Raw genomic sequence first — 22887 nt, 5'->3', positions numbered from 1 at the left:
TCAAGCTCCCTTCGCAGCCTGGAACAGCTCCGCCCGCGGGTCCTCCCCCGCGGTCGCCTTCCGGTAGGCCTCCAGCGCGTCCTGGGCGTCCGCGCCGAGGTCCGTGGGGACGGCCACCTCGACGGTGACCAGGAGGTCGCCCCGGGTGCCGTCCTTGCGTACGGCGCCCTTGCCCCGGGCGCGCATGGTACGCCCGTTGGGTGTGCCGGCCGGGAGTTTCAGGGTGACCGGAGGCCCCCCGAGCGTCGGGACCTTCACCTCGCCGCCCAGCGCCGCCTCCGGGAAGGTGACGGGCACGGTGACGGTGAGGTTGTCGCCCTTGCGGCCGAAGACCGGGTGGGCGTCGACGTGGACGACGACGTAGAGGTCACCGGCCGGACCGCCGCGCTCGCCCGGGCTGCCCTTGCCGCGCAGCCGGATCCGCTGGCCGTCCAGCACACCCGCGGGGATCCTGACCTGCATGGTGCGGGCCGACTTCGCCCGCCCGCTGCCCTTGCAGACGTCGCAGGGGTCCTGGGCGATGAGGCCCCGGCCCTTGCAGTCCACGCAGGGATCGGTCAGCGAGAATCCGCCGCCGGTGCCGCGCGACACCTGACCGGTGCCGACACAGGTCGGACAGACCCTCGGGGTGCCGTTCTTGTCGCCGGTGCCCGAGCACGCCTTGCAGGGTGCCTGGCTGGACATCCGCAGCGGGACCGTGGCCCCGTCGACCGCCTCGGTGAAGCTGAGCGTCACCTCGGACTCGATGTCCTGGCCGCGGCGCGGCTGGACACGTGTGCCACCGCCGCCCCGGTTGAACAGCCCGCCGAAGACGTCGCCGATGCCGCCGCCGCCGAACCCGCCGGCGCCGGCCGTCTGGCCGCCGCCCTGGGCACCCCCGAAGAGGTCGCCCAGGTCGAAGTTGAAGTTGCCGCCCGCGCCGCCGGGACCGGCCCGGAAGCCTCCGTTGCCGAAGAGGGCGCGCGCCTCGTCGTACTCCTTGCGCTTCTTCGGGTCACCGAGGACGTCGTTCGCCTCGGAGATCTCCTTGAAGCGCTCCTCGGCCTTGGCGTCACCCTTGTTGGCGTCCGGGTGGTACTCGCGGGCGAGCTTCCGGTACGCCTTCTTGACCTCGGCGTCGGTGGCGTCCTTGGGGACGCCGAGGACCTTGTAGTAGTCCTTCTCGACGAAGTCCTTCGTGCTCATCGACGTCCCTCCTTCCGGACGATCGGCCGTGCGGCCGGCCCTGTGGCCGGCCGCACGCCCCGTCGGTGTTCACCGCAGTGGTCGGACGGAATGTCAGACCTCTTCGGTGCCACCGCTCTCCTCGTCGTCTGCCTTCTCTTCCTTCGCCGCCGCGGGTGCGGCACCCGGCTGCGGCTCGGCCACGGCCACCCGCGCGGGGCGGATGGTGCGCTCCCCGATGCGATACCCGGGCTGCAGGATCGCCACGCAGGTCGTCTCGGTGACGTCCGGCGCGTACGAGTGCATCAGGGCCTCGTGGATCGTCGGGTCGAAGGGCTCGCCCTCCTTGCCGAACTGCTGGAGGCCCAGCTTCGCGACGACCGTCTCCAGGGATTCGGCCACCGACTTGAAGCCGCCGACCAGCTCCCCGTGCTCCCGCGCCCGCCCGACGTCGTCGAGCACCGGAAGGAGCTCGGTCAGCAGGCCCGCTGCCGCGACCTCCTTGACCGTGACCCGGTCGCGCTCGACGCGGCGACGGTAGTTCTGGTACTCGGCCTGGAGCCGCTGGAGGTCCGCCGTGCGCTCGTTGAGCGCGGTACGCACCTGGTCCAGCTGGGCCGTCAGGGCCACTGTCTGCTGTACGTCCCCGGCCGGGGCCGCCGCCTCCTCCTCGGAGGGGGTGGCGGCCTTCGACTCAGCGTCGTCGGGGTTGGCGCCGGAGGGGACGTCGGGCTTCTCTTCGAAGTCCGGAGTCTCCTCGGTCACGCCGCACCGCCCTTCTGGTCCTTCTCGTCGTCCACGATCTCGGCGTCGACGACGTCGTCGTCGGCCTTGGCCTGACCGTCACCCGGTGCCTCGGCACCCGGAGCCGCGCCCTCGGACGCGTTGGCGTACATCGCCTGGCCCAGCTTCTGGGAGACGGCCGCGACCTTCTCGGTGGCCGTACGGATCTCGGCGGTGTCCTCGCCCTTGAGCTTCTCCTTCAGCTCGGTGAGCGCGGTCTCCACCTCCGCCTTCACGTCACCGGGGACCTTGTCCTCGTTGTCCTTGAGGAACTTCTCCGTCTGGTAGACGAGCTGCTCGCCCTGGTTGCGCGACTCGGCGGCCTCGCGGCGGCGGTGGTCCTCGTCGGCGTACTGCTCGGCCTCTTCGCGCATCCGGTTGACCTCGTCCTTCGGCAGCGAGGAGCCACCGGTGACGGTCATCTTCTGCTCCTTGCCGGTGCCGAGGTCCTTGGCAGCGACGTGCATGATGCCGTTGGCGTCGATGTCGAAGGCGACCTCGATCTGCGGCACACCACGCGGGGCCGGCGGCAGGCCGGTGAGCTCGAACATCCCGAGCTTCTTGTTGTACGCCGCGATCTCGCGCTCGCCCTGGTAGACCTGGATCTGGACGGACGGCTGGTTGTCCTCGGCCGTCGTGAAGATCTCGGAACGCTTGGTCGGGATCGTGGTGTTGCGCTCGATGAGCTTCGTCATGATCCCTCCCTTGGTCTCGATACCGAGGGACAGCGGGGTCACGTCGAGGAGCAGGACGTCCTTGACCTCGCCCTTGAGGACACCGGCCTGGAGCGAGGCGCCGATGGCGACGACCTCGTCCGGGTTCACACCCTTGTTGGCGTCCTGGCCGCCCGTGAGCTCCTTGACGAGCTCGGCGACGGCCGGCATACGGGTCGAGCCACCGACGAGAACGACGTGGTCGATCTCGGAGAGCTGGATGCCCGCGTCCTTGATGACGTTGTGGAACGGGTTCTTGCAGCGGTCCAGGAGGTCCGCGGTCAGCTGCTGGAACTGCGAGCGCGTGAGCTTCTCGTCCAGGTGCAGCGGGCCCTCGGCGGACGCCGTGATGTAGGGCAGGTTGATCGTGGTCTCGGTCGAGGACGAGAGCTCGATCTTCGCCTTCTCCGCGGCCTCGCGGAGACGCTGGAGAGCCATCTTGTCCTTGGACAGGTCCACGCCGTGCCCGTTGGCGAACTGCTTCACCAGGTAGTCGACGACCCGCTGGTCCCAGTCGTCACCACCGAGGTGGTTGTCACCGTTGGTGGCCTTCACCTCGACGACGCCGTCGCCGATCTCCAGGAGGGACACGTCGAAGGTGCCGCCACCGAGGTCGAAGACGAGGATCGTCTGGTCGTCCTTGTCGAGGCCGTACGCCAGGGCTGCGGCGGTCGGCTCGTTGACGATGCGCAGGACGTTCAGGCCCGCGATCTCGCCGGCCTCCTTCGTCGCCTGACGCTCCGAGTCGTTGAAGTACGCCGGGACGGTGATCACCGCGTCGGCGACCTTCTCGCCCAGGTAGGACTCGGCGTCGCGCTTCAGCTTCTGCAGGATGAAGGCGCTCATCTGCTGCGGGTTGAAGCTCTTGCCGTCGAGGTCGATCTTCCAGTCCGTGCCCATGTGGCGCTTGACCGAACGGATCGTCCTGTCGACGTTGGTGACCGCCTGGCGCTTGGCGACCTCGCCGACGAGCACCTCGCCGTTCTTGGCGAAGGCGACGACGGACGGCGTGGTCCTGGCGCCTTCGGCGTTGGTGATGACGGTGGGCTCGCCGCCTTCGAGAACGCTGACGACGGAGTTAGTCGTGCCCAGGTCGATGCCGACCGCACGTGCCATTTCAATTCCTCCAACTGACTACTTGAGTGGATCTGACTCAAGGATGCATGAGACCCCTGCCGGAGTCAAAGGACCTGAGCCACTTACGCTCAACTTATGTGCTCACAACGCGTCTGAGCAGGCAGTTCGCGCGCCTGAGCGGTGACGGAATCGCAGAAGTCGCCCCAACGGGCCACTCCCGCCCCGCGACACCTGCGTGCGCGCCACGTCACACACGCCCCACCCACCATCGCACCGTGGGATCGTTCTGTCACAAAATGGATCTAGACGGTCATACCGCCACTCATCGACCCCGGGCAGGTGCAATGCGGAACGCGAAGCAGGCTGCGGCACGAAGGACGCGGTACCCCGCCCTACCGGCGGCCGCCCGGGCTGCGATCACCGGGCTGACGGCCGCCGCCGGCCGTCTCGCCGGGGCCCTGGCGGCCGTGACCGTGAAACGGGCCCTGGACCTGACCCTCGGCTCGGCGCTCCTTCTCCTGACCGCGCCCGCCCTGGCCCTCGCCGCCCTGGCCCTCGCCCTCCGGCTGCCCCGTACCCCGGGAGGCACACTGAGGCGCGAGACCCGGATCGGCCTCGGCGGACACCCCTTCGAACTGCGCTCGCTGCGCACCCGGCGGCTCCGGCTCGACCTGCTGTCCCGGCTGCCCCACGTCGTACGGGGGGAGCTCTCGCTCGTGGGCCCCGCACCCCTCACCCCCGACGAGGCCGCGCTCCTCGCGCCGGCGGCCGGGCACTGGCGGCAGACGCTGCGCCCCGGACTGACCGGCCTGGCCCAGGTGCGCGCCCGCTCCGGAATGCCCTGGGACGAGCCCGCCCTCCTCGACGCGCACTACGCAGAGCATCATGGGACAGGGCTCGACCTGGCGATCCTGGCGCAGTCCGTACGCATCCCGCTCCATGCGGCCCTGCACGGACTGCGACTCCCGGGGAAGGCTCGCCTGAGCGACACAGATCACCGCTTGCCCGGCTACAGCGTGGCGGAATAAGTGGATAGTGTCAGCACAGACTGATTAAGTTACTGCTTAGTAATCGCGTGTACACGCTGAATCCCACCCTCGCAGGCCCGAGGAGCCCCCAAATGCAACTCGCCGCGATCATCGTGTCGCTGGTGCTGACTGTCGTCGGCGTTGCGCTCATCGCCCGAGCCGTCGCGCAGATCTACCGGTTCGTCCGTCTCGGACAGCCGGTGCCGGCAGGCAGCCGCACCGACGACCCCAAGCAGCGCACGATCACCCTGGTCAAGGAATTCCTCGGCCACACCCGGATGAACCGGTGGGGGATCGTGGGCTTCGCCCACTGGTTCGTCGCGATCGGCTTCCTGACCCTGCCGCCGACGCTGCTCCAGGCATACGGACAGCTCTTCCAGGCCGACTGGGTGCTGCCGATCGTCGGCACGTGGCTGCCGTTCGAGCTGTACATCGAGTTCATCGGCATCATGACCGTGCTCGGCATCGTCACCCTGATGGCGATCCGGCTGCTGAACCTGCCCTCCCGGGCCGGCCGCAAGTCCCGCTTCGCCGGCTCCAAGGCCTGGCAGGCGTACTTCGTCGAGTACGTCATCCTCGTCATCGGGCTCGCGATCCTGACCCTGCGCGGCCTCGAGGGCGCGATCCACCACGTCGGGGGCTACGAGGCCTCGTACTTCGTGTCGTACCCGCTGGTGCTCGCGTTCAAGGGCCTCTCGCTCGGCGCCCTCCAGAACCTCATCTACTTCACCGCGATGGTGAAGATCGGCGTCTCGCTGATCTGGATGATCACGGTCTCGCTCAACACCAACATGGGTGTCGCCTGGCACCGCTTCCTCGGCTTCCCGAACATCTGGTTCAAGCGGAACGCCGACGGCGCGGTGGCGCTCGGCGCGCTGCAGCCGATGACCTCGGGCGGCAAGGAGATCGACTGGGAGGACCCGGGCGAGGACGACACCTTCGGTGTCTCCCAGGTCGAGCAGTTCTCCTGGAAGGGCATCCTCGACTTCTCGACCTGCACCGAGTGCGGTCGCTGCCAGTCGCAGTGCCCCGCCTGGAACACCGGGAAGCCGCTCTCCCCCAAGCTCCTGATCATGTCCCTGCGCGACCACGCGCACGCCAAGGCCCCGTACCTGCTGGCCGGCGGCGGCAAGGACATGGAGGGCAACGAGAAGGCCACCGAGGAGCAGCTGAAGGACGTCCCCGCGGCCGCCCTCGCGGAGGCGGAGCGCCCCCTCATCGGCACCGCCGAGGAGAACGGCGTCATCGACCCGGACGTGCTGTGGTCCTGCACCACCTGCGGTGCGTGCGTGGAGCAGTGCCCGGTCGACATCGAGCACATCGACCACATCGTCGACATGCGCCGCTACCAGGTGATGATCGAGTCCGCGTTCCCGTCCGAGGCGGGCACGATGCTCAAGAACCTGGAGAAGAAGGGCAACCCCTGGGGGCTCGCCAAGAAGCAGCGCGTCGAGTGGACCAAGGAGGTCGACTTCGAGGTCCCGATCGTCGGCAAGGACGTCGAGGACCTCAGCGAGATCGACTACCTGTACTGGGTCGGCTGCGCGGGCGCCCTCGAGGACCGGGCCAAGAAGACGACGAAGGCCTTCGCGGAGCTCCTGCACATCGCGGGCGTCAAGTTCGCGATCATGGGCGGCGACGAGAAGTGCACGGGTGACTCCGCCCGCCGCCTCGGCAACGAGCCGCTGTTCCAGCAGCTCGGCCAGGAGAACGTCGCGATGCTGAACATGGCTTTCGGCGAGGACGACGAGGACGACTCGACGAAGAAGTCGAAGGCGTCGAAGAAGATCGTCGCGACCTGCCCGCACTGCTTCAACACCATCGCGAACGAGTACCCGCAGCTCGGCGGCGAGTACGAGGTCATCCACCACACGCAGCTGCTCCAGCACCTGGTGGACGAGGGCAAGCTGATCCCGGTGACGCCGGTCGAGGGTCTGATCACGTACCACGACCCCTGCTACCTGGGCCGTCACAACAAGATCTACACGCCTCCGCGCGAGATCATCGCGAAGGTCCCGGGTCTGCGGAACGAGGAGATGCACCGCCACAAGGAGCGCGGCTTCTGCTGCGGCGCCGGTGGTGCCCGGATGTGGATGGAGGAGCGGATCGGCAAGCGCATCAACAACGAGCGTGTCGACGAAGCCCTCTCCCTCAACCCGGACATCGTCTCCACGGCCTGCCCCTTCTGCCTCGTCATGCTGACCGACTCGGTCAACGGCAAGAAGAACGACGGCAAGGCGAAGGAGTCGATCCAGGTGGTCGACGTCTCGCAGCTGCTGCTGGAGTCGGTGAAGACCCCCGCCGACCCGGTGGACGACGCGGAGACAGCCGACCAGCCGGAACCCGAGCCGGTTCAGTAACCGTCTCCACCCGCGGAAGCGGCCGGACCTGCCTCGGGGGCAGGACCGGCCGCTTCGGTCTGTCCGGGGTGCTGCCCGGGGCCCGGAGGGTGCGGCAGGCCCCCCGGGGTTCCCCTAGGGGATGTCACAGCTAGGCCGCAATGGGCCCCTTGTTCCCCCGGCCCTCACACCACACCCATACGGACCAGGTACGTTCGATGTGTGGCTGGATTCAGGATCGGACGCGGCCGGGACAACCGCACACCGCAACAACACCCGCAGCAGCAGCAACAGCCGTACGGCACGCAGGCGTCACCGCCGCCGTACGGCGGGCAGTCGTGGCCCCCGGCAGGAGGCAACGGCGCACCGTACGGCGGCCCCCAGGGCGCCCCGTACAGCGGCGGGCAGGGCGGCAACGGACACGGGGGTGGGCACGGGCACAGAGGCGGACACGGCGAACCGGAGTACTTCGGCGAACCGCACCAGCAGCCTTCGCAGCAGGACCCGTATGCCAACGCCCCGGGGCACACCCAGGCGTTCAGCATCAACGAGGACCCGTACGGAGACGGCAGCACCTACCAGGCCGGCAACGCCCCCGCGCAGCCCTCCGGGCCGCGGCTGCACTGGAAGCAGCTGCTGAGCGGCATCGTGATGCGGCCGGGACCGACGTTCTGGCAGATGCGCGACTACCCCGTCTGGGGCACCGCGATCGTCGTCACGTTCGTCTACGGCCTGCTCGCGCTCTTCGGCTTCGACCAGGCGCGCGACGAGGCGATCCACGCGGAGGTCTCGACGGCCGCCCCGTACGTGATCTTCACGGGACTCGGCTTCGTCGTCGGCGGCCTGGTCCTCGGGGCGGTCACCCACACCCTGGCCCGCCAGCTCGGCGGCACGGGCTCGTGGCAGCCGACCGTGGGCCTGTCGATGCTCATCATGTCGATCACGGACGCGCCCCGGCTGGTCTTCGCCCTGTTCCTCGGCGGCGAGAACTCCCTGGTGCAGATCCTCGGCTGGATCACCTGGCTGGCCGCCGGAGCACTGTTCACCTCGATGGTGAGCAAGTCCCACGACCTGCCGTGGCCGAAGGCCCTGGGCGCCTCGGCCATCCAGCTGATCGCGCTGCTCTCGATCATCAAGCTCGGCACGATCTGATCCGACACGGAGGAGGGGCCCCGGCGCAGCGCGCCGGGGCCCCTCCTCCGTCTCTCCAGTGCCGTTCCCAGGATTTCCTAGGAGTCGAGAACCTGCCCCTCACGGCGCACGACGGGCTTCTCCACGCTCCACGGGAAGTTGATCCACTGGTCGGTCTTCTTCCACACGTACTCGCACTTCACGAGCGAATGCGACTTCTCGTAGACGACCGCGCTGCGCACCTCGGCCACGTGGTCGATGCAGAAGTCGCGGACCAGCTTCAGCGTCTTCCCCGTGTCGGCGACGTCGTCGGCGATCAGGACCTTCTTCCGGGAGAAGTCGATGGCGTTCGGGACGGGTGCCAGCATGACCGGCATCTCCAGCGTGGTCCCGACCCCGGTGTAGAACTCGACGTTCACCAGATGAATGTTCTTGCAGTCCAGGGCGTACGCCAGACCGCCGGCGACGAAGACCCCGCCCCGCGCGATGCTCAGCACGACGTCCGGCTCGTAACCGTCGTCGGCCACCGCCTGCGCCAGCTCACGCACGGCGTGCCCGAAGGCCTCGTACGTCAGATTCTCCCGAGCTTCACCAGCCATGCCGCATCACACCTGAGTCCGATGGAAATTCATGTAAGAACGCGAGGCGGTAGGCCCTCGCTGGCCCTGATAGCGCGATCCGTACCGCTCGGATCCGTACGGGAATTCCGAGGACGACGTCAGCCGGAACATGCACAGCTGCCCGATCTTCATTCCCGGCCAGAGCTTTATCGGGAGGGTCGCCAGATTCGACAGCTCAAGGGTCACGTGACCCGAGAAACCGGGGTCGATGAACCCGGCGGTCGAATGCGTCACCAGCCCGAGCCGCCCCAGCGAGCTCTTGCCCTCCAGCCGCGACGCAAGGTCGTCGGGGAGCGAGATGACCTCGTAGGTCGAGGCCAGGACGAACTCCCCGGGGTGGAGGATGAACGCCTCGTCACCCTCGGGCTCGACCGTACGGGTCAGGTCCACCTGCTCGACGGCGGGATCGATATGCGGATAGCGGTGGTTCTCGAACACCCGGAAGTAGCGGTCCAGCCGCACATCGATGCTCGAGGGCTGCACCATCGAGGCGTCGAACGGGTCAATGCGAACCCGCCCGGCATCGATCTCGGCCCGGAGGTCCTTATCTGAGAGAAGCACGCACCGAGGATACGCAGAACGCGCGAGCCGACCCCAACCGGACCACCTCGCGCGCCTGCCTCACATCGCTAGCGCTCCTCGAACGCCACAGGAACGGCCTGCCTCAGCCGCGCACAGCGCGGGCAGCGGATGAGCCGCCCGGGGCCGATCCGCTCGGACCCGAGCTGCTGCATCGGGAACGACGAGGCAGCAAAAACGTGCCCTTCGGCACAGCGGACGACCGTGCGCTCCATCGACTCCATCAAGTCCCTTCCCCAACCAGCCATGGACGAGACCGCCACATTAGGGGATGAACAGGACGCCGCTCCAGGCGGCACTCCGTCCACCCACGCTACGCCCTCAACTCCCCCCACCCGCACCCGCGTCCACGCCCCGGAACGACACGCAGGCCCCACGGCGAACACGCCGGGGGCCTGCGATGGGGTACAGTGTGGGACGATGCACAGCCGATCATGAGTGTGCCTCGCGGGTGTAGTTTAATGGTAGAACATGAGCTTCCCAAGCTCAGAGCGCGAGTTCGATTCTCGTCACCCGCTCCATGAAAAAGCCCCAGGCCAGCGGCCGGGGGCTTCTTTGTATGCGGCACCTTGTCACCGTCCGGTCGGCCCCCAGCGGCTCCTCCCTGGATAATCGGGGTATGGCATCACAGCCCAGCCTTTCCGATCTCCGCCGTGCCAAGTTTGCCCGGCGCGCACCCGCGGCGCTCTCCGAGCTCGCCGGCCCCGAGCACGGCACAGTGAGCCTGCCACTCCACCTGGCGTGGTCGGGACTGACCACTTTCGACCTCGATCAGCCCCGGCTGCGGATGAGCTACTACCGCATCGTGCTGGCCGAGGGCCAGCACGATGATCTGGTCCGGTATCTCAATCGCGGCCTCCTCGTCAGCTTGTGGCCCACACTGCGCACACTGATCAGCCGTGATGTTCGTGAAGTCTGGGAACGCTCCTTCGACGAGTTGGCTCACAGCGCCCGGGCCGCGGCGTGAACCTCACCGACCTGCACCGTCGCTTGCTCGCAGACGTGCTTGCCGTAGGCGGTGCATACCCTCTGGCGCTTACCGGTGGCTACGCGGTCCAAGCGCACGGCCTGGTCGACCGGCTCAGCCAGGACCTCGACGTCGCGACCGAGAACCCCGAGCGCATGGAGGACATTGCGACTGCCGTGCGCATCGGCTTGGAGCAGCGCGGGTGGCAGGTCAGCGCTCTGGAAACAGACCCGCTTTCCGCGCGCCTGATCGTCACCGATCCCACCAGCCGTGAAGAGTGCGAAGTCGACATCCTCAAGGAAGCCCTCTGGCGACCGCCTGTGCACACCGAGCACGGCTTGGTGCTGTCACTCGAAGATGTCGTTGGAACCAAGGTCCGCGCGCTGTCCGACCGCGGGCTCGCCAGAGACCTGATCGACGTTCAGGCCGCAGCGAACCACTGGAGTCACGTCGAACTCGAAGAGCTCGGACGGCGCCATGCCCGCGACTCCTTCGACCTGAGCGAGCTGCAAGCTCGACTGGGCGGAGCCGACTGGATCGACGACACGGAATTCGCCGCCTACGGACTCGACGAGCAAACAATCACCAGGCTGCGGCAGTGGGCACAGACATGGGCCGGCGACATCGGCGAACGACTCCAGGAGCAGGAGGCTCCGCACGAAGACTGAGGGCCACACACAGACCGGACGCGCTCGGCAGGACGCACCTCATGCTGCTCAGCCCACAACGACTGTGCCCCATCCGTGCCCTTCGGAGCGGACAACAGCGGTCAAGCACAGCGCCCAGAGACCACGTCAGCCTCGACCGATCCAGGCAAAGATCCAGGTCAGAGCCGCACAGCCGTCCAAGAACCGTTGATTCCCAAGCTCAGAGCGCGAGTTCGATTCTCGTCACCCGCTCCATGAAAAAGCCCCAGGCCAGCGGCCGGGGGCTTCTTTGTTGTCTGGACCAGTTCAGGGGTCGCGCACCAGATCCGCACCAGAAGGCTTTTCGTCGGCCTTCGCGCGGCGGCGTGCGCGGGGTCGCCCGGACCTGATCCGCGAGACAGCACCGACCAGCAGGGCGCGACTGAGTTCGCGAAGACCGCGGAATTTGAGCCATCAGCCCGTTGCCCACCGAAACCCCACAGAACGGCCGATGAGCGCCTCGGCCATTAGCGAGTGCACCGTGAAGAAACTTTTCGGGCCCTCGTCGCCGCTCGTCCACCACCCCGCCGGGGGCCACTCGGGCAGGCGGCTCGGCCAGAAGCCATCCCTGCAGCCCCTCGCCAAAAGCGCAGGCAGCCGTTCTTCGGCGCCCGGCCCCTCGAAGGCGTGGTCCGCTTCGCCGAGACGGCGACACCGCCGCACCACCTGCTGGTGTGGGTAGGCCAAGAACGACCTTGGCCCCACAGCGCCGGAATGACATCCTGTTCGCTTACGCATTCTGCGAACGCAGGTTCGTACGGGGGGATTTCGCGCTGTGGCCGTAACTGTGCCCGACTGGGCCGACACCATGCTCGACGTCATCGGCATCAGCTGGCCGAACGTCGACGAGGACGCCTATCGGGACATGGCCGTCTCGTTGCGCGAGTTCGCAGATGACGTGGAGGACGACGGCTTCCTCGCCAACCAGCATGTGCAGCGCCTGCTGTCGTCCGGCCACGGCGAGGCCCTCGATGCGCTCAACGGCCACTGGGGCAAGGTCAAGGACAAGCACATCAAGGACATCGCCGGCGCCGCCAGGACGATCGCGGGCGCTCTCGACAACGCGGCGATGGCGATCGAGGCCATGAAGTACGCGGCGATCGTCCACCTGGGCGTCCTGGCCGGCAAAGCCGGCATCTCCATGGCGCTGATACCGGTGACCGGTGGGCTGTCCATGCTCATCGGTGGAGCGGCGATCGCAGTCGCCCAGCAAGCCATCCGGCGCGTCATCAAGGAGTGCCTGGAGGAGGTCGTCGGCTACATCGTCTCCGCGATGACCGAGCCGGCCGTCGCGGCACTGGAGAACATGGCCGCGGATCTGGTGGTGCAGATCGGCGCCAATGCGATGGGGCTCCAGAACGGCGTCGACATGAACCAGGTCGGCCAGTCGGGCAAGGAGGGTTTCAAGGAGGGCGTGGCGGGTGCCAAGGACTCCCTCCAGCTCGCTTCTGCCGGCGCGGGTCCCGGTCCCGCGTCCGGCAAGGGTGTGCACATCGAGCACTCGGAGCACGACCGCGCCGGCACGAAGCTGCACCTGGTCAGCATCGACATGCACGGCAAGACCGCCGGCAAGTTGGCCACTGCGAAGTCCCACCATGGCCGGACCCGGGGCAAGGACGACATTGCCGGTGCGCTCGACCCGGTGATCGACAAGGCGATGAAAGCCCTCGGCAAGGCAAACAAAGCGATGGGAGATCACCTCGGCGAATCACTGCCGAAGGCGGTCAAAGAGATCTCCACCATCCAGAAGAAGATCGACCTCGACATCAAGGACGGGATCGGCCCCCCGGGCAAGGTTCGCGACAAGGGCGACGCCACTGCCCCCCGCCCCGAGGAACGCCGGGACTCCACCCGCACCAAGCCGGACGCTCTGAACAATTCCAAGGACGAGCCCCGGCGCAATGCCATATCGCTGGAGAAGAAGACCTGCGAGAACGACCCGGTAGACGTCGCCACCGGTGAGATGACCCTGCCCCAGACCGACCTGTCACTGCCGGGGACCCTTCCTCTCGTCCTCCGTCGCACTCACCTCTCCGCCTACCGGTACGGTCAGTGGTTCGGCCGGAGCTGGGCATCCACACTGGACGAACGGATCGAGCTCGACGCGCTCGGCGCCGGTGCGGTCTGGGCCCGCGAGGACGGCTCGCTTCTCATCTATCCGCAGCTGCCGCTGCCCGACGACACCGGCGGCGTCATGCCCGTGGAGGGCGCTCGGCTGCCCCTGCTGCACGGGGGCCAGCACAACGGGCAGACCACCTACTGCGTCACCGACCCGCACTCGGGCCTGACCCGCTCCTTCCAGGGCGGCCCGTACAACGCGTCCCCCGCCTACTGGCTCCGGGCGATCGAGGACCGCAACCACAACCGCATCAGCTTCGCCCGCCTCGGCGACGGCAGTCCCACAGCAGTCGTCCACTCCGGGGGCTACCGGGTCGCCCTGGTCATCGAGGACGCCCGGGTGCGCGAACTGGCGCTGCGCACCCCGGACGGCCCAGTCACCGTCATGCGCTACTACTACGACGCTCCGGGCAATCTTGACGGCGTGGTCAACTCCTCCGGGCTGCCGCTTCGCTTCACGTACGACCCGGACGCCCGGATCACCTCCTGGACCGACCGCAACGACTCCACGTTCCGCTACGTGTACGACGACGCCGGCCGCGTCGTCCGCACGACCGGCCCGGACGGCTACCTCTCGTCCACATTCACGTACGACACCCACCCCGAGACGGGCGACCGCGTCACCCGGTACACGGACTCCCTCGGGGCGACCAAGGTCCACCACTTCAACGACCGGCTGCAGGCCGTCGCCGAGACAGATCCCCTGGGCGGCGTCACCCACCGCACCTTCGACCGCTATGACCGGCTCCTCTCCCGGACGGATCCGCTCGGCCGGATCACCACCTACACCTACGACGACCACGGGAATCCCACCCGCATCGAGCACCCCGACGGCAGCTCGGCCACGGTCGAGTACAACGAGCTGAACCAGCTCGCCGCTGTCACCGGTCCGGACGGCGACACCTCACGCCAGGAGTACGACGACCGTGGCAACCCGACGCTCTTCACCCGGCCGGACGGGTCCACCACTCGCCTCTCCCACGGCCCGAACGGCCACCTCACCGGCGTCGACGACTCCTTGGGCGCGCTGGACCGGCTGCGCTGCGACGCGGCCGGCCTCCCCCTGGCCATCCGCGGCCCGCTCGGCGCGGTCACCCGCTACACCCGCGACGCCTTCGGACGCGCGATAACCATCACCGATCCCCAGGGCCGCACCACCGAGCTGGAATGGACCGTCGAAGGCAAACTCGCCCGACGTACTGACCCGGACGGCGCACAGCAGTCCTGGACGTACGACAGCGAGGGCAACTGCCTCGTCCACACCGACGCGGCGGGGGGCGAGACCCGCTTCGAGTACACCCACTTCGATCTGGTCTCCGCCCGCACCACACCTGCCGGAGTGCGCCAGGAGTTCACGCACGACACCGAGCTGCGTGTCTCCCGTGTCACCAATCCTCAGGGTTTGACCTGGGACTACACCTACGACCCGGCAGGCCGCCTCAGCGCGGAGACCGACTTCGACGGCCGCTCGCTCCGCTACACACACGACGCCTGCGGACAGCTCACCTCCCGCACGAACGCCGCGGGCCAGACGGTCCGATACGAGCGCGACACGGCGGACCGCGTCACCGCCAAGGACGCCGACGGCGCGGTCACGCGCTTCACCTACGACATCCACGGCCATCTCGCCTCGGCGACGGGCCCGGACACCGAGCTGTCGTACGTACGCGACGGCTCGGGCAGGGTCCTGAGCGAGACCTGTGACGGCCGCACACTGACCAACACTCACGACGAGACCGGGCGCCGCCTCCGCCGGGTGACCCCCTCCGGGGCGGTCAGCAGCTGGTCCTTCCCAGCCGGACTGCGGGCCGAGCTGAACGCCTCGGGCCATCAGGTGGTCTTCGCCTTCGACGAGACGGGCCGTGAGACGACCCGCCGGATCGGCGACGCACTGACCGTAGAGCACGCATACGACTCTGCGGGCCGCCTTACCGACCAGCGTGTCCGCGCATCGGGCGACCGGATTCTCCAGCGCCGTTCGTACACCTACCGCGCCGACGGCCACCTCACCTCGGTCGACGAACTGTCCGGCGGACACAAGCAGCTGGAAGTAACCCGTGACGGCCGGGTCACAGGTGTCACCGCCGAGAACTGGTCGGAGCGATACGCGTACGACGAAGCCGGAAACCAGACCACCGCAACCTGGCCGGGCACGGGCGACGCCACCGGCACTCGCGAGTACGTCGGCACCCGCATCACCCGCGCGGGCCGCATCCGTTACGAACACGACGCCCAAGGCCGCGTGGTCCTGCGCCAGAAAGCCCGCCTCCCCCGCAAGCCCGAGACCTGGCATTACGGCTGGGACGCCGAGGACCGCCTGGTCTCCGTCACCACACCCGACGGGACACGCTGGCGCTATCTCTACGACGCCCTGGGGCGCCGCGCCGCAAAGCAGCGTCTGTCGGCGGACGGGACGACGGTCACCGAGGAGGTGACCTTCACCTGGGACGGCGACACCCTCTGCGAACAGACCACCACCACGGCGGGCGCCCTGGACTCCGTCGCCCTCACCTGGGACCACGACGGGGTGAAGCCGGTCACCCAGGTCGAACGCCGTCTCCTGAACCGAGCGGAGGTCGACCGCCGCTTCTTCGCGATCATCACCGACCTCATCGGCACCCCCCGCGAACTCATCGACGAACAGGGCCAAGTGGCATGGCACACCCGCGCCACCCTGTGGGGATCCACCTCGTGGAACCGCGGCGCCGACGCCTACACCCCGCTCCGCTTGCCGGGCCAGTACTTCGACCCGGAATCGGGACTCCACTACAACCGCCACCGCCACTACGACCCCGAAGCCGGCCGCTACCTCTCCCCGGACCCACTCGGCCTGGCCCCGGCCCCGAACTCGGTCACCTACGTCGACAACCCCACGCGGTGGGTCGACCCGTTGGGACTTGCGCAGTGCCCACACCGGGGTGGGGAGCACAGGCACAGTGTGGTGCTGGGGGTCAACCAGGAGCCCGACAACGCCTCCAACTCACTGGCCGCGCATCTCCGCGCCACCGGCGATCCAGGAGCCCACACCTACAACGGGCCAGACTATGCCGGAGTCGAGGAAAGCGGGCCGATCTGGATGACGAACGTCATGGCCGCGGTGGGAGACCGCGGCACCACCTTGTCCATCACGCTTGACGGGATGCCCAACAGCAGGGGCGAGTACGGCAACTGGAACACCCCGGAAACAATCGTGGATGCCTTCCAAACCGCCGCCCGGAATGGGCAGCCGTTCGGGACCGCACCTGGGAGTTGGCCGAGCGAGGGTTTGGGGACGGCTTGGGAGATGAGCGTCGTCGCACGAAATGTGCGCATGTACGAGTCCGATGCCATGTTCAATGAGCCCGATCCGCTCGGACGTCCCTGGGAGGAAATAAGTTGGTACTCAGGTAATGAGGAAATTGAAGTCCCGAAACCGGATATTCCTGAGATACAACCCCCCAAGCCCAGAAAGTGATGGCCTGACAAATGACAAAGGATGAAGACCTCGCACAGGCTGCGAAAATCGTCGCGGATAAATGGAGGGCCATCCTCGACTCCGGAGACAGCCTGATCGACCCCTCCATGCCTCGGGCAGCCTATGTAAACCCTCGCCTGCGGGAACTGTTTCCGACGGTCAGCCACGGCGCCCTGTACCTCAGCCGTTGCATTCGCTACCCGCGGCCACACGACGTGGGCAGCCTGTTCCCACGTGCCGGTGGCGGGTTCATGGTGGTCCGCCAGTCCGACGGCACCATCCTCGGGGAGCCCGACACGGTGGAGGAGGCGATCGATCTGATCGTCGCCAACCTTCCTGCCGGATGCGGGCCTGCCATCGACGGAACAGCGCACGACCTGTAACCGGAGACCTTCGGCGCGCACTCATGGGCGTTGAGGGCAAGGGGTTCATGATTGGGCGGGGCACGTCGGTCGCTGGCCGTACACGACTGCCACCCGCTCGACATGCTCGCAGACTGCCCTTCGTGGGCGCCGTGCCCCATCCGTGCCCAGCGGAGCGGACAGCAGCGGTCAGGTGCGGCATCCAGAGACCTCGCCGACCTCGCCCGATCGGGGCAAACATGCAGGTCAGAGCTACTGCGGCAGTCCAAGCACCAGTGATTCCCAAGCTCAGGGCGCGAGTTCGATTCTCGTCACCCGCTCCATGACAAAGCCCCAGGCCAGCGACCTGGGGCTTTCTTGTTGCTCAAGCCCGATCGAGCGCCCTGTGTACCCGTTCCGCACCCGACGCGTCCGTCGGCTTCCTCCGGTCGCCAGCACCTCGCAAGCACATGCGCGGTCCGGGCGGACGGAACGGGCAGCGTGACCGGCGAGGACGGCAGGGGTGACGGCTGTGGCGGTCGGCCTCTCGCGTCTCCTTCCAAGCGCCACCGAGACCGCGCCTGGAGGCGCTCAGTCGCGGGGTGGCATAGCGTTTCCCCTGACGGGCCGGGGCCGACAGTGGTGATACGGGACGGCGGATCAGCGGTGGAGCAGCACGAGGGCATGGCTTCACGTCAGGCGGATGACGGATGGTGGTCAGGCCGTCTGCATGAGCTCTGGCGCGTCGCCGAAAATGCGCAGGACGTGACGGGGCTGGCCGATTCTCTCTACGACATGCTGCTCCGCATGCCCGGCGTACTGGCCGTCGTGGGTACCCGCTGGAGCGGCGGGTTGCTCCACTATCTGCGTAGTGTCACCGTGGTGGAGCCGACGTCATCGCTCGTGGAAATCGAACGGAATTACGGCGAATCCGGCGCAGCCGGGGCTCCGGACGGTGATCCGACTGTCACGGTTCACGAAGTGTCGGAGCTCGACGGCGCCATGCCGCACGTCCAGGTGCTGGCGGCAGCCGGCACGCGGAGCTTGGCCGAGTGTGCCGTGCCGCTGGGGCAGGACGGCTGGGCCTCGTTCATGGTCGGTACCGCGGACAGGGACACCATCGATGTGACGCTGCGGACCCGGTTGAAGCAGGTGGCCGAGGTCGCCATGGTCTCGGACAGGCGCATCACGGCGCGGCGCGCCGACGAGGTGCGGCAGGTGAGTGACGCCTTTCTGGCGGAGGCGTCGTTGCAGATGGATTCGAGCCTTGATGTGAAAAGCACCTTGGAGCGGGTGGCTCGCACGGCCGTTCCCGCCATCGCCGAGGGGTGCGTTCTGCATCTTTCTCTTCCCGAAGGACTGAAATCCGTGTCCTTCGCGCACATGGACGCCGGTGACCAGCAGTGGCTCGGCAAGGTTGCGGCCGAGGACGCCTGGCTGACGGAGGCGCTACGGCAGGTACTCGGCAGCGGGCAGGCACTGGCGCTGAAGGGTAAGGGGTTGCGAGGGGGGCCCTTCGGGCCCGACTCGTCCGGGGCGGGCCGCGCCGTGCGGGCGATCAGTGTCAACCCGCTCAAGGCCCGAGGCCGGGTCCTGGGCACCCTGACGTTTCTCTACCATCGGGCGGTCGTGGCCGAGGGGGCCTCACAGTTCCTTGCGGGTCTGGCCGACCGGGCGGCGTTGGCCATCGACAGCAGCACCCTGTACGAACAGCGGCGCCGCCACGTGGTCTCTCTCCAGCGGCATCTGCTCCCGAGAGAGCTGCCGCTGATTCCGGGAATCACGCTGAGTTCCGCGTACGAAGTGGGTGACGTCGCGCTCGACGTGGGCGGTGACTTCTACGACGCCGTCCCGACGGCGCAGGGTGGTGTGACCCTCCTCCTCGGTGACGTCTGCGGTCGCGGGGCGGAGGCGGCGGCGCTGACAGGTCTGGCCCGCCATACCCTGCGCACCCTTCTCGAGGACGGCAGTACGCCCGAGCACGCGCTGGAACGGCTGAATCAGGCCCTGGTCAGGGAGGGCACATCCCGCTTCGTGACGGCGCTCGTAGCGGTGCTGGTACCGGACGGGTGGGGGTTTCGTGCCCGCTACTGGAGTGCCGGGCATCCGGCGCCTCTGATGCGACGTGCGGATGGCACCGTGGAGGAACTCCTGGCCCACGGGGATCTGCTGGGCGTGCTGGAGGACATCGAGTACGGATCCGGGTCGGTGCGCCTGGCGCCGGGGGATGCGCTGGTGATGTTCACCGACGGGGTGACCGAGGCAAGAGCGGCCGACGGGATGTTCTTCGAATCGCGTCTGCGGGACGAGGTCGTGCGACAGGGTGCCGGTGGGGCTCAGCGGTTCGCCGAGCGGCTGGCAGAGGCTGTTGTGGACTTCCGGGCGACGGGTGCCGACGACATCGCCGTGCTCGTCGCCCAGGCGGAGTCCATCGGATGAGCGGGCCTGCCGGGGAGCAGAGGATCGATCACGACCTCGTCTGGGTGGTCGAGGATTCGGCGGAGGACGCCGAGGCCATCGCACGGGCGCTCCGTCGCACCCATCCGGATCTGGCACTGGACTTCACCGACCGGGGGACGGGATTCGTCGAGCGGTTGCTGGAAGCTCCCCGTCGGCCGGGGCTCGTCCTCCTGGACCTGAAGCTGCCCGGTCCCAGCGGAGCCGAAGTGCTGCGCTCGATCCGGTCCCGGCCGGAACTGGAGGGCGTGGCCGTCGTCGCCTTCACCTCGTCCACCGGGCCGGACGAGGTGGACACGACCTATGCGGCAGGCGCCGACAGCTACATCTACAAGCCGGTCAACTTCGAACTCTTCAGCGCGGTGCTGAAGGGGGCTGTCGACTACTGGCAGAGGAAGGCGAGGGGTGGGGAGGAGGGCCCTCCCGCTCAGCCTCCCTCCTGACCCAGGGTGAAGAAGAACGTCGTCCCACGGGCTGGTTCGCTGTCGAGCCACAGCTCGCCGCCGTGGCGCTCGACGATCCGCCTGACGATCGCGAGCCCCACGCCGGTGCCGCCCCCGCGCTCGCCCTGCCCGTGCAGTCTGCGGAAGAGCTCGAAGACCTGGTGCTGCTGGCCGGGCGGGATGCCGATGCCGTTGTCCCGGACCACGACGGTCTGCTGTGGAGGCCCGCCGGACGGTGGGCGAAGCGTGTCGACCAGGACCTCGACCGTGCGGTCACCCTGGTCAGCGGCGTACTTGGCCGCATTCACCAGGAGGTTGACCAGCACTTCGTAGAGCCGGCTCTCATCGGCGTACACCTCGGGCAGGTCATGTCGGACGACCCGCACGTGGGCTTCGGCCAGGCGTTCGCCGGCCACGTCGAGCGCGGAATCCAGTACGCGGTCCAGTGGGACCTTGGTGCGGTGAAGCCCGCCTCGGCCCAGTCGGGCGAAGTGCAGCAGTGAGTCGAGCAGGTCGTCCATCCGGCCGGCCAGCCGTCGCACGGTGTGCATCCGGCGGACGGTGGTCGCATCGAGCTCCGCGGCGGCGTCCTCGATGACGAAGGTCGCGGCGTTGGAGATGCCTCGTAGTGGCTCTTTCAGGTCGTGAGCTGCCACGTGAGCGAATGAGTCGAGGTCGGAGTTGGTGATGCGTAGCTCTTCGTTCAACGCTGCCAGCTCCGCCTCGTGCCGCAGTACGAGTCCTGTCAGCGTGCGCCAGAGCTCCTGTGCGGTGGCACGGTCGGTGGGCGTCCAGGGCAGGCACTGTCCATGCACCACCGCGCGGAATACGGCACCTGAGCCGCGAGGGGTGAGCCGTTCGCCCCGTGGTCCGACCTGGACGGGCCTGGAGGGGTCGGCGGCCCATCGGCGGGCGGTCGGGCGGGCCTTGCGGAACCAGGCGAGGTAGTCGCCCGAGCGGCTCAGTGTCACCATCAGGGCCCCTGCCGGGCCGTCTTCCACCAAGTCGTCCTTATCACCCGACTCCTCCGACAGTCGGTCCGTACTCCAGACCGTGCCGGGTGCCGGCCCTGCCGCGCGTGCCTGAAGGGCCTCCAGCAGTGCGGGGGGAACGCTCATCCCGCTGATGGTGCTCTGGCCACCGCGGCAGAGCACCGCGCCGTCGGCGTGCAGCAGATCTCTGAGGGCGTCGTCACCTGCCAGGAGTGAGTCCTCCAAGTCCGACGTGACCCGAAAGATGATCCGGTCGAGGCGCCCGCGGGATGCGGTGAGTGCCTCGGCCTGCTCTCGTTCCTCGATGACCGCGAGTTGGAGGGAGAAGGCCACGCCGAAGAACTCGCACGCCGCCCGCATCTCCGGGGGGATGGTGACAGCAGCGTAGCCGTGGCAGGCGATCAGCCCCCAGAGCTCGCCTTCCCGGAGGACGCTCACCGACATCGACGACTTCACACCGATGTTCCGCAGGTACTCCAGGTGGAAGCCGGACACCGTGCGCAGTACGGAGTTCGACAGGTCCAGTGGCAGGCCCGAGTCGGCTCGGAGCGGAGGGTGCAGACCCACGCTGGTGTCATCCACGTCGGCGATGACCCGGATCCAGTTGTCGCGGTAGAGCCTCCTCGCCTGGGGCGGGATGTCGCTGGCGGGGAACCAGAGTCCGAGCCAGGGCTCCCGGCCCTCGGCGATGTCCTCGGCAACCACCTCTCCCGGCCCGTTATCCCCGTCGAAGCGGTAGGCGACCACGCGGTCGAAGCCTGTAAGAGCCCGGATCTCACGGGCGGCCGCCTGGCAGCATTCGACTACGGCCGTCGAGGACCGCAGACGCGTCAGAGCCCGCCGGACCCCCTGGTAGAAGTGCGGGAAGTGTGGCGCCGCGACGGTGCGCGACTCGTACTCCAGAACGACCAGAGGCCCGTGCCGGTGCGCGGTCACGTCGAACATTCGGGGGGCGCCCGCCACATCGACGGAGACGGGGAGAACCAGGCTTGCCGCATCGTGCTGAGCGCAGACCTGGAGCGCCTCGGCCCAGTGCTCGGGGGACAGGACCCGCGTGATGGGCCCTCCGACCAATTCCTCGGCAGCAATCCCCAGCAGGGAAAGCGTGTTCAGTGCTGCCGTGTCCACGGTGCCGGTGTCGGCCTCCGCCGCGAGCAGGGTGCCGTGGGACTGGATCATACCCAGCCGGTGAATGGGCTCCCGGACGCATTCGCTGAGGTCGAAGCCGATGGCCGCCGCCGCTTCGGCCTCGCGTTCCGGTTCCGGTAGGGACATCTCTTCTCCCCCGCACAGAGTTCTCGAACCGGCCTGATCGATGTCCGGTTTGCCACGATCCTTCCATGGTGCCCTGCGGCGGAGGAGCTGCTGCGGGTGTGTCGTTGCTCCCCGCGGCAGCCAACTGCCGTGGGTGATCAGCCCTTGCGCAACCAGGCGTCCCCCCTGCACCCGTGCCCCGTCCCTGCGCCTCGGAGCAACCGGTTGCGGGGCCACGTGCAAGTCCCGGACTCGGAGCCAGCCCTTGTCCGGACCCGCGGACAACAGCGGTCAGATACGGCTTCCACAGACCGCGACCACCCACCCCGACTAGCGCAAAAGCGCAGTTCAGGGCCGCTCCTGCGGCCCACCGCCCGCTCGGCAGGAAAGCCTCGCCGGCGGTGCGTCGGCGAGGCCTGAGCGGACGGCACGGAAACGGTCTGCGCAAGCTGGACCGGACGCCCTGGCGTGCGGCACCACCTGCCGGAGGCGCTGCGCTCTACTGCTCTGAAGTTCTCCCGAGGAGGCACTTCGTTCGGGCTCGGGCTCCTCGCCCGAGGTGAGGGGCAGGGCTTTCGAGGCCGTTCTTGTGGGCCTGTACAACCCCCGGGGCCCTTCAGTGGTCACACCTGCACCGAGCGACGCGTGTGTGCGGGGTCGGAGGCTTGGCAGGATCCGGCCCCGCATGCCATCGGCTCGGAATACCGACTCGGACAGCCGTCACGGCGTCCGGCGTGCCGT

At 68.2% G+C, this 22887-nt stretch carries 15 protein-coding genes and 1 tRNA gene; 10 read left to right on the top strand and 6 right to left on the bottom strand.

Translation table 11 applies throughout. The annotated features are described in order from the left end of the window. The 3 genes from dnaJ to dnaK form a co-directional block, all read right to left on the bottom strand. Complete coding sequence (gene dnaJ / locus ACFUNE_RS29435; protein ID WP_383574286.1) at positions 1-1185, bottom strand: molecular chaperone DnaJ; 1185 nt, start codon at positions 1183-1185, stop codon at positions 1-3. Between the two features lie 93 nt (positions 1186-1278). Beyond that, entirely contained in the window at positions 1279-1929 is a 651-nt protein-coding gene (gene grpE, locus ACFUNE_RS29430; RefSeq protein WP_383574284.1) for a nucleotide exchange factor GrpE, read from the bottom strand. Beyond that, on the bottom strand, positions 1926-3776 hold the full coding sequence (dnaK, locus tag ACFUNE_RS29425; protein ID WP_383574283.1) for a molecular chaperone DnaK: 1851 nt from the start codon (positions 3774-3776) through the stop codon (positions 1926-1928). The genes grpE and dnaK overlap by 4 nt, the downstream gene beginning before the upstream one ends. A 305-nt stretch (positions 3777-4081) precedes the next feature. Between dnaK and ACFUNE_RS29420 the strand changes: the two genes are divergently transcribed. The 3 genes from ACFUNE_RS29420 to ACFUNE_RS29410 all read left to right on the top strand — a co-directional run bounded on the left by ACFUNE_RS29420 (position 4082) and on the right by ACFUNE_RS29410 (position 8256). Continuing rightward, positions 4082-4765, top strand: coding sequence for a sugar transferase (locus tag ACFUNE_RS29420; RefSeq protein WP_383574281.1), 684 nt, complete (start codon positions 4082-4084; stop codon positions 4763-4765). A 92-nt stretch (positions 4766-4857) separates the two neighbouring features. Beyond that, positions 4858-7125, top strand: coding sequence for a heterodisulfide reductase-related iron-sulfur binding cluster (locus ACFUNE_RS29415; protein ID WP_383574279.1), 2268 nt, complete (start codon positions 4858-4860; stop codon positions 7123-7125). Positions 7126-7326: 201 nt separating this feature from the next. Continuing rightward, the gene (locus ACFUNE_RS29410) at positions 7327-8256 is read left to right on the top strand and encodes a Yip1 family protein (RefSeq protein WP_383574277.1); all 930 of its coding nucleotides are present in this window, start codon (positions 7327-7329) and stop codon (positions 8254-8256) included. Positions 8257-8333: 77 nt separating this feature from the next. On the opposite strand, the gene ACFUNE_RS29405 is transcribed toward ACFUNE_RS29410, so the two are convergent. Together ACFUNE_RS29405 and dcd are read right to left on the bottom strand one after the other, a co-directional pair. Next, positions 8334-8834, bottom strand: a complete 501-nt coding sequence (locus tag ACFUNE_RS29405; protein ID WP_383574276.1) for a phosphoribosyltransferase — start codon at positions 8832-8834, stop codon at positions 8334-8336. A 6-nt stretch (positions 8835-8840) separates the two neighbouring features. Next, positions 8841-9416 (bottom strand): dCTP deaminase, encoded by a 576-nt coding sequence (gene dcd, locus ACFUNE_RS29400; RefSeq protein WP_383574274.1) that lies wholly within the window; start codon positions 9414-9416, stop codon positions 8841-8843. A gap of 465 nt (positions 9417-9881) precedes the next feature. Here dcd and ACFUNE_RS29395 point away from each other — a divergent pair. The 7 genes from ACFUNE_RS29395 (at position 9882) to ACFUNE_RS29365 (ending at position 19900) form a co-directional block, all read left to right on the top strand. Then, positions 9882-9955 (top strand) — tRNA-Gly (locus tag ACFUNE_RS29395). Between the two features lie 98 nt (positions 9956-10053). Continuing rightward, positions 10054-10401, top strand: a complete 348-nt coding sequence (locus ACFUNE_RS29390; protein WP_383574272.1) for a transcriptional regulator — start codon at positions 10054-10056, stop codon at positions 10399-10401. Continuing rightward, positions 10398-11069, top strand: a complete 672-nt coding sequence (locus ACFUNE_RS29385; protein WP_383574271.1) for a nucleotidyl transferase AbiEii/AbiGii toxin family protein — start codon at positions 10398-10400, stop codon at positions 11067-11069. Before ACFUNE_RS29390 ends, ACFUNE_RS29385 begins: the two co-directional genes overlap by 4 nt. Before the next feature lie 793 nt (positions 11070-11862). Continuing rightward, positions 11863-16659, top strand: a complete 4797-nt coding sequence (locus ACFUNE_RS29380; RefSeq protein ID WP_383574269.1) for a DUF6531 domain-containing protein — start codon at positions 11863-11865, stop codon at positions 16657-16659. A gap of 11 nt (positions 16660-16670) precedes the next feature. Continuing rightward, positions 16671-17042 (top strand): DUF6193 family natural product biosynthesis protein, encoded by a 372-nt coding sequence (locus tag ACFUNE_RS29375; RefSeq protein WP_268209580.1) that lies wholly within the window; start codon positions 16671-16673, stop codon positions 17040-17042. 624 nt (positions 17043-17666) lie between these two features. Continuing rightward, complete coding sequence (locus ACFUNE_RS29370; protein ID WP_383574267.1) at positions 17667-19439, top strand: PP2C family protein-serine/threonine phosphatase; 1773 nt, start codon at positions 17667-17669, stop codon at positions 19437-19439. Continuing rightward, positions 19436-19900, top strand: a complete 465-nt coding sequence (locus ACFUNE_RS29365) for a response regulator (protein ID WP_383574265.1) — start codon at positions 19436-19438, stop codon at positions 19898-19900. The genes ACFUNE_RS29370 and ACFUNE_RS29365 overlap by 4 nt, the downstream gene beginning before the upstream one ends. Here ACFUNE_RS29365 and ACFUNE_RS29360 read toward each other — a convergent pair. Next, a complete protein-coding gene (locus ACFUNE_RS29360; protein ID WP_383574263.1) occupies positions 19885-22167 on the bottom strand; it encodes an ATP-binding protein in 2283 nt (760 codons plus the stop codon). The two genes, ACFUNE_RS29365 and ACFUNE_RS29360, sit on opposite strands and share 16 nt — an antisense overlap. Positions 22168-22887: the final 720 nt, after the last annotated feature.

The organism is Streptomyces sp. NPDC057287, assembly GCF_042667905.1.
GTDB lineage: Bacteria > Actinomycetota > Actinomycetes > Streptomycetales > Streptomycetaceae > Streptomyces.
This window is presented reverse-complemented; position numbering and strand designations above follow the sequence as displayed.

Bases quoted from the DNA above. Each gene is read 5' to 3' on its own strand.
- ACFUNE_RS29420 (WP_383574281.1), top strand. From the start codon at position 4,082: ATGCGGAACGCGAAGCAGGCTGCGGCACGAAGGACGCGGTACCCCGCC.
- ACFUNE_RS29375 (WP_268209580.1), top strand. From the start codon at position 16,671: ATGACAAAGGATGAAGACCTCGCACAGGCTGCGAAAATCGTCGCGGAT.
- ACFUNE_RS29390 (WP_383574272.1), top strand. From the start codon at position 10,054: ATGGCATCACAGCCCAGCCTTTCCGATCTCCGCCGTGCCAAGTTTGCC.
- ACFUNE_RS29405 (WP_383574276.1), bottom strand. From the start codon at position 8,834: ATGGCTGGTGAAGCTCGGGAGAATCTGACGTACGAGGCCTTCGGGCAC.
- ACFUNE_RS29360 (WP_383574263.1), bottom strand. From the start codon at position 22,167: ATGTCCCTACCGGAACCGGAACGCGAGGCCGAAGCGGCGGCGGCCATC.
- dnaJ (WP_383574286.1), bottom strand. From the start codon at position 1,185: ATGAGCACGAAGGACTTCGTCGAGAAGGACTACTACAAGGTCCTCGGC.
- ACFUNE_RS29415 (WP_383574279.1), top strand. From the start codon at position 4,858: ATGCAACTCGCCGCGATCATCGTGTCGCTGGTGCTGACTGTCGTCGGC.
- ACFUNE_RS29365 (WP_383574265.1), top strand. From the start codon at position 19,436: ATGAGCGGGCCTGCCGGGGAGCAGAGGATCGATCACGACCTCGTCTGG.
- dnaK (WP_383574283.1), bottom strand. From the start codon at position 3,776: ATGGCACGTGCGGTCGGCATCGACCTGGGCACGACTAACTCCGTCGTC.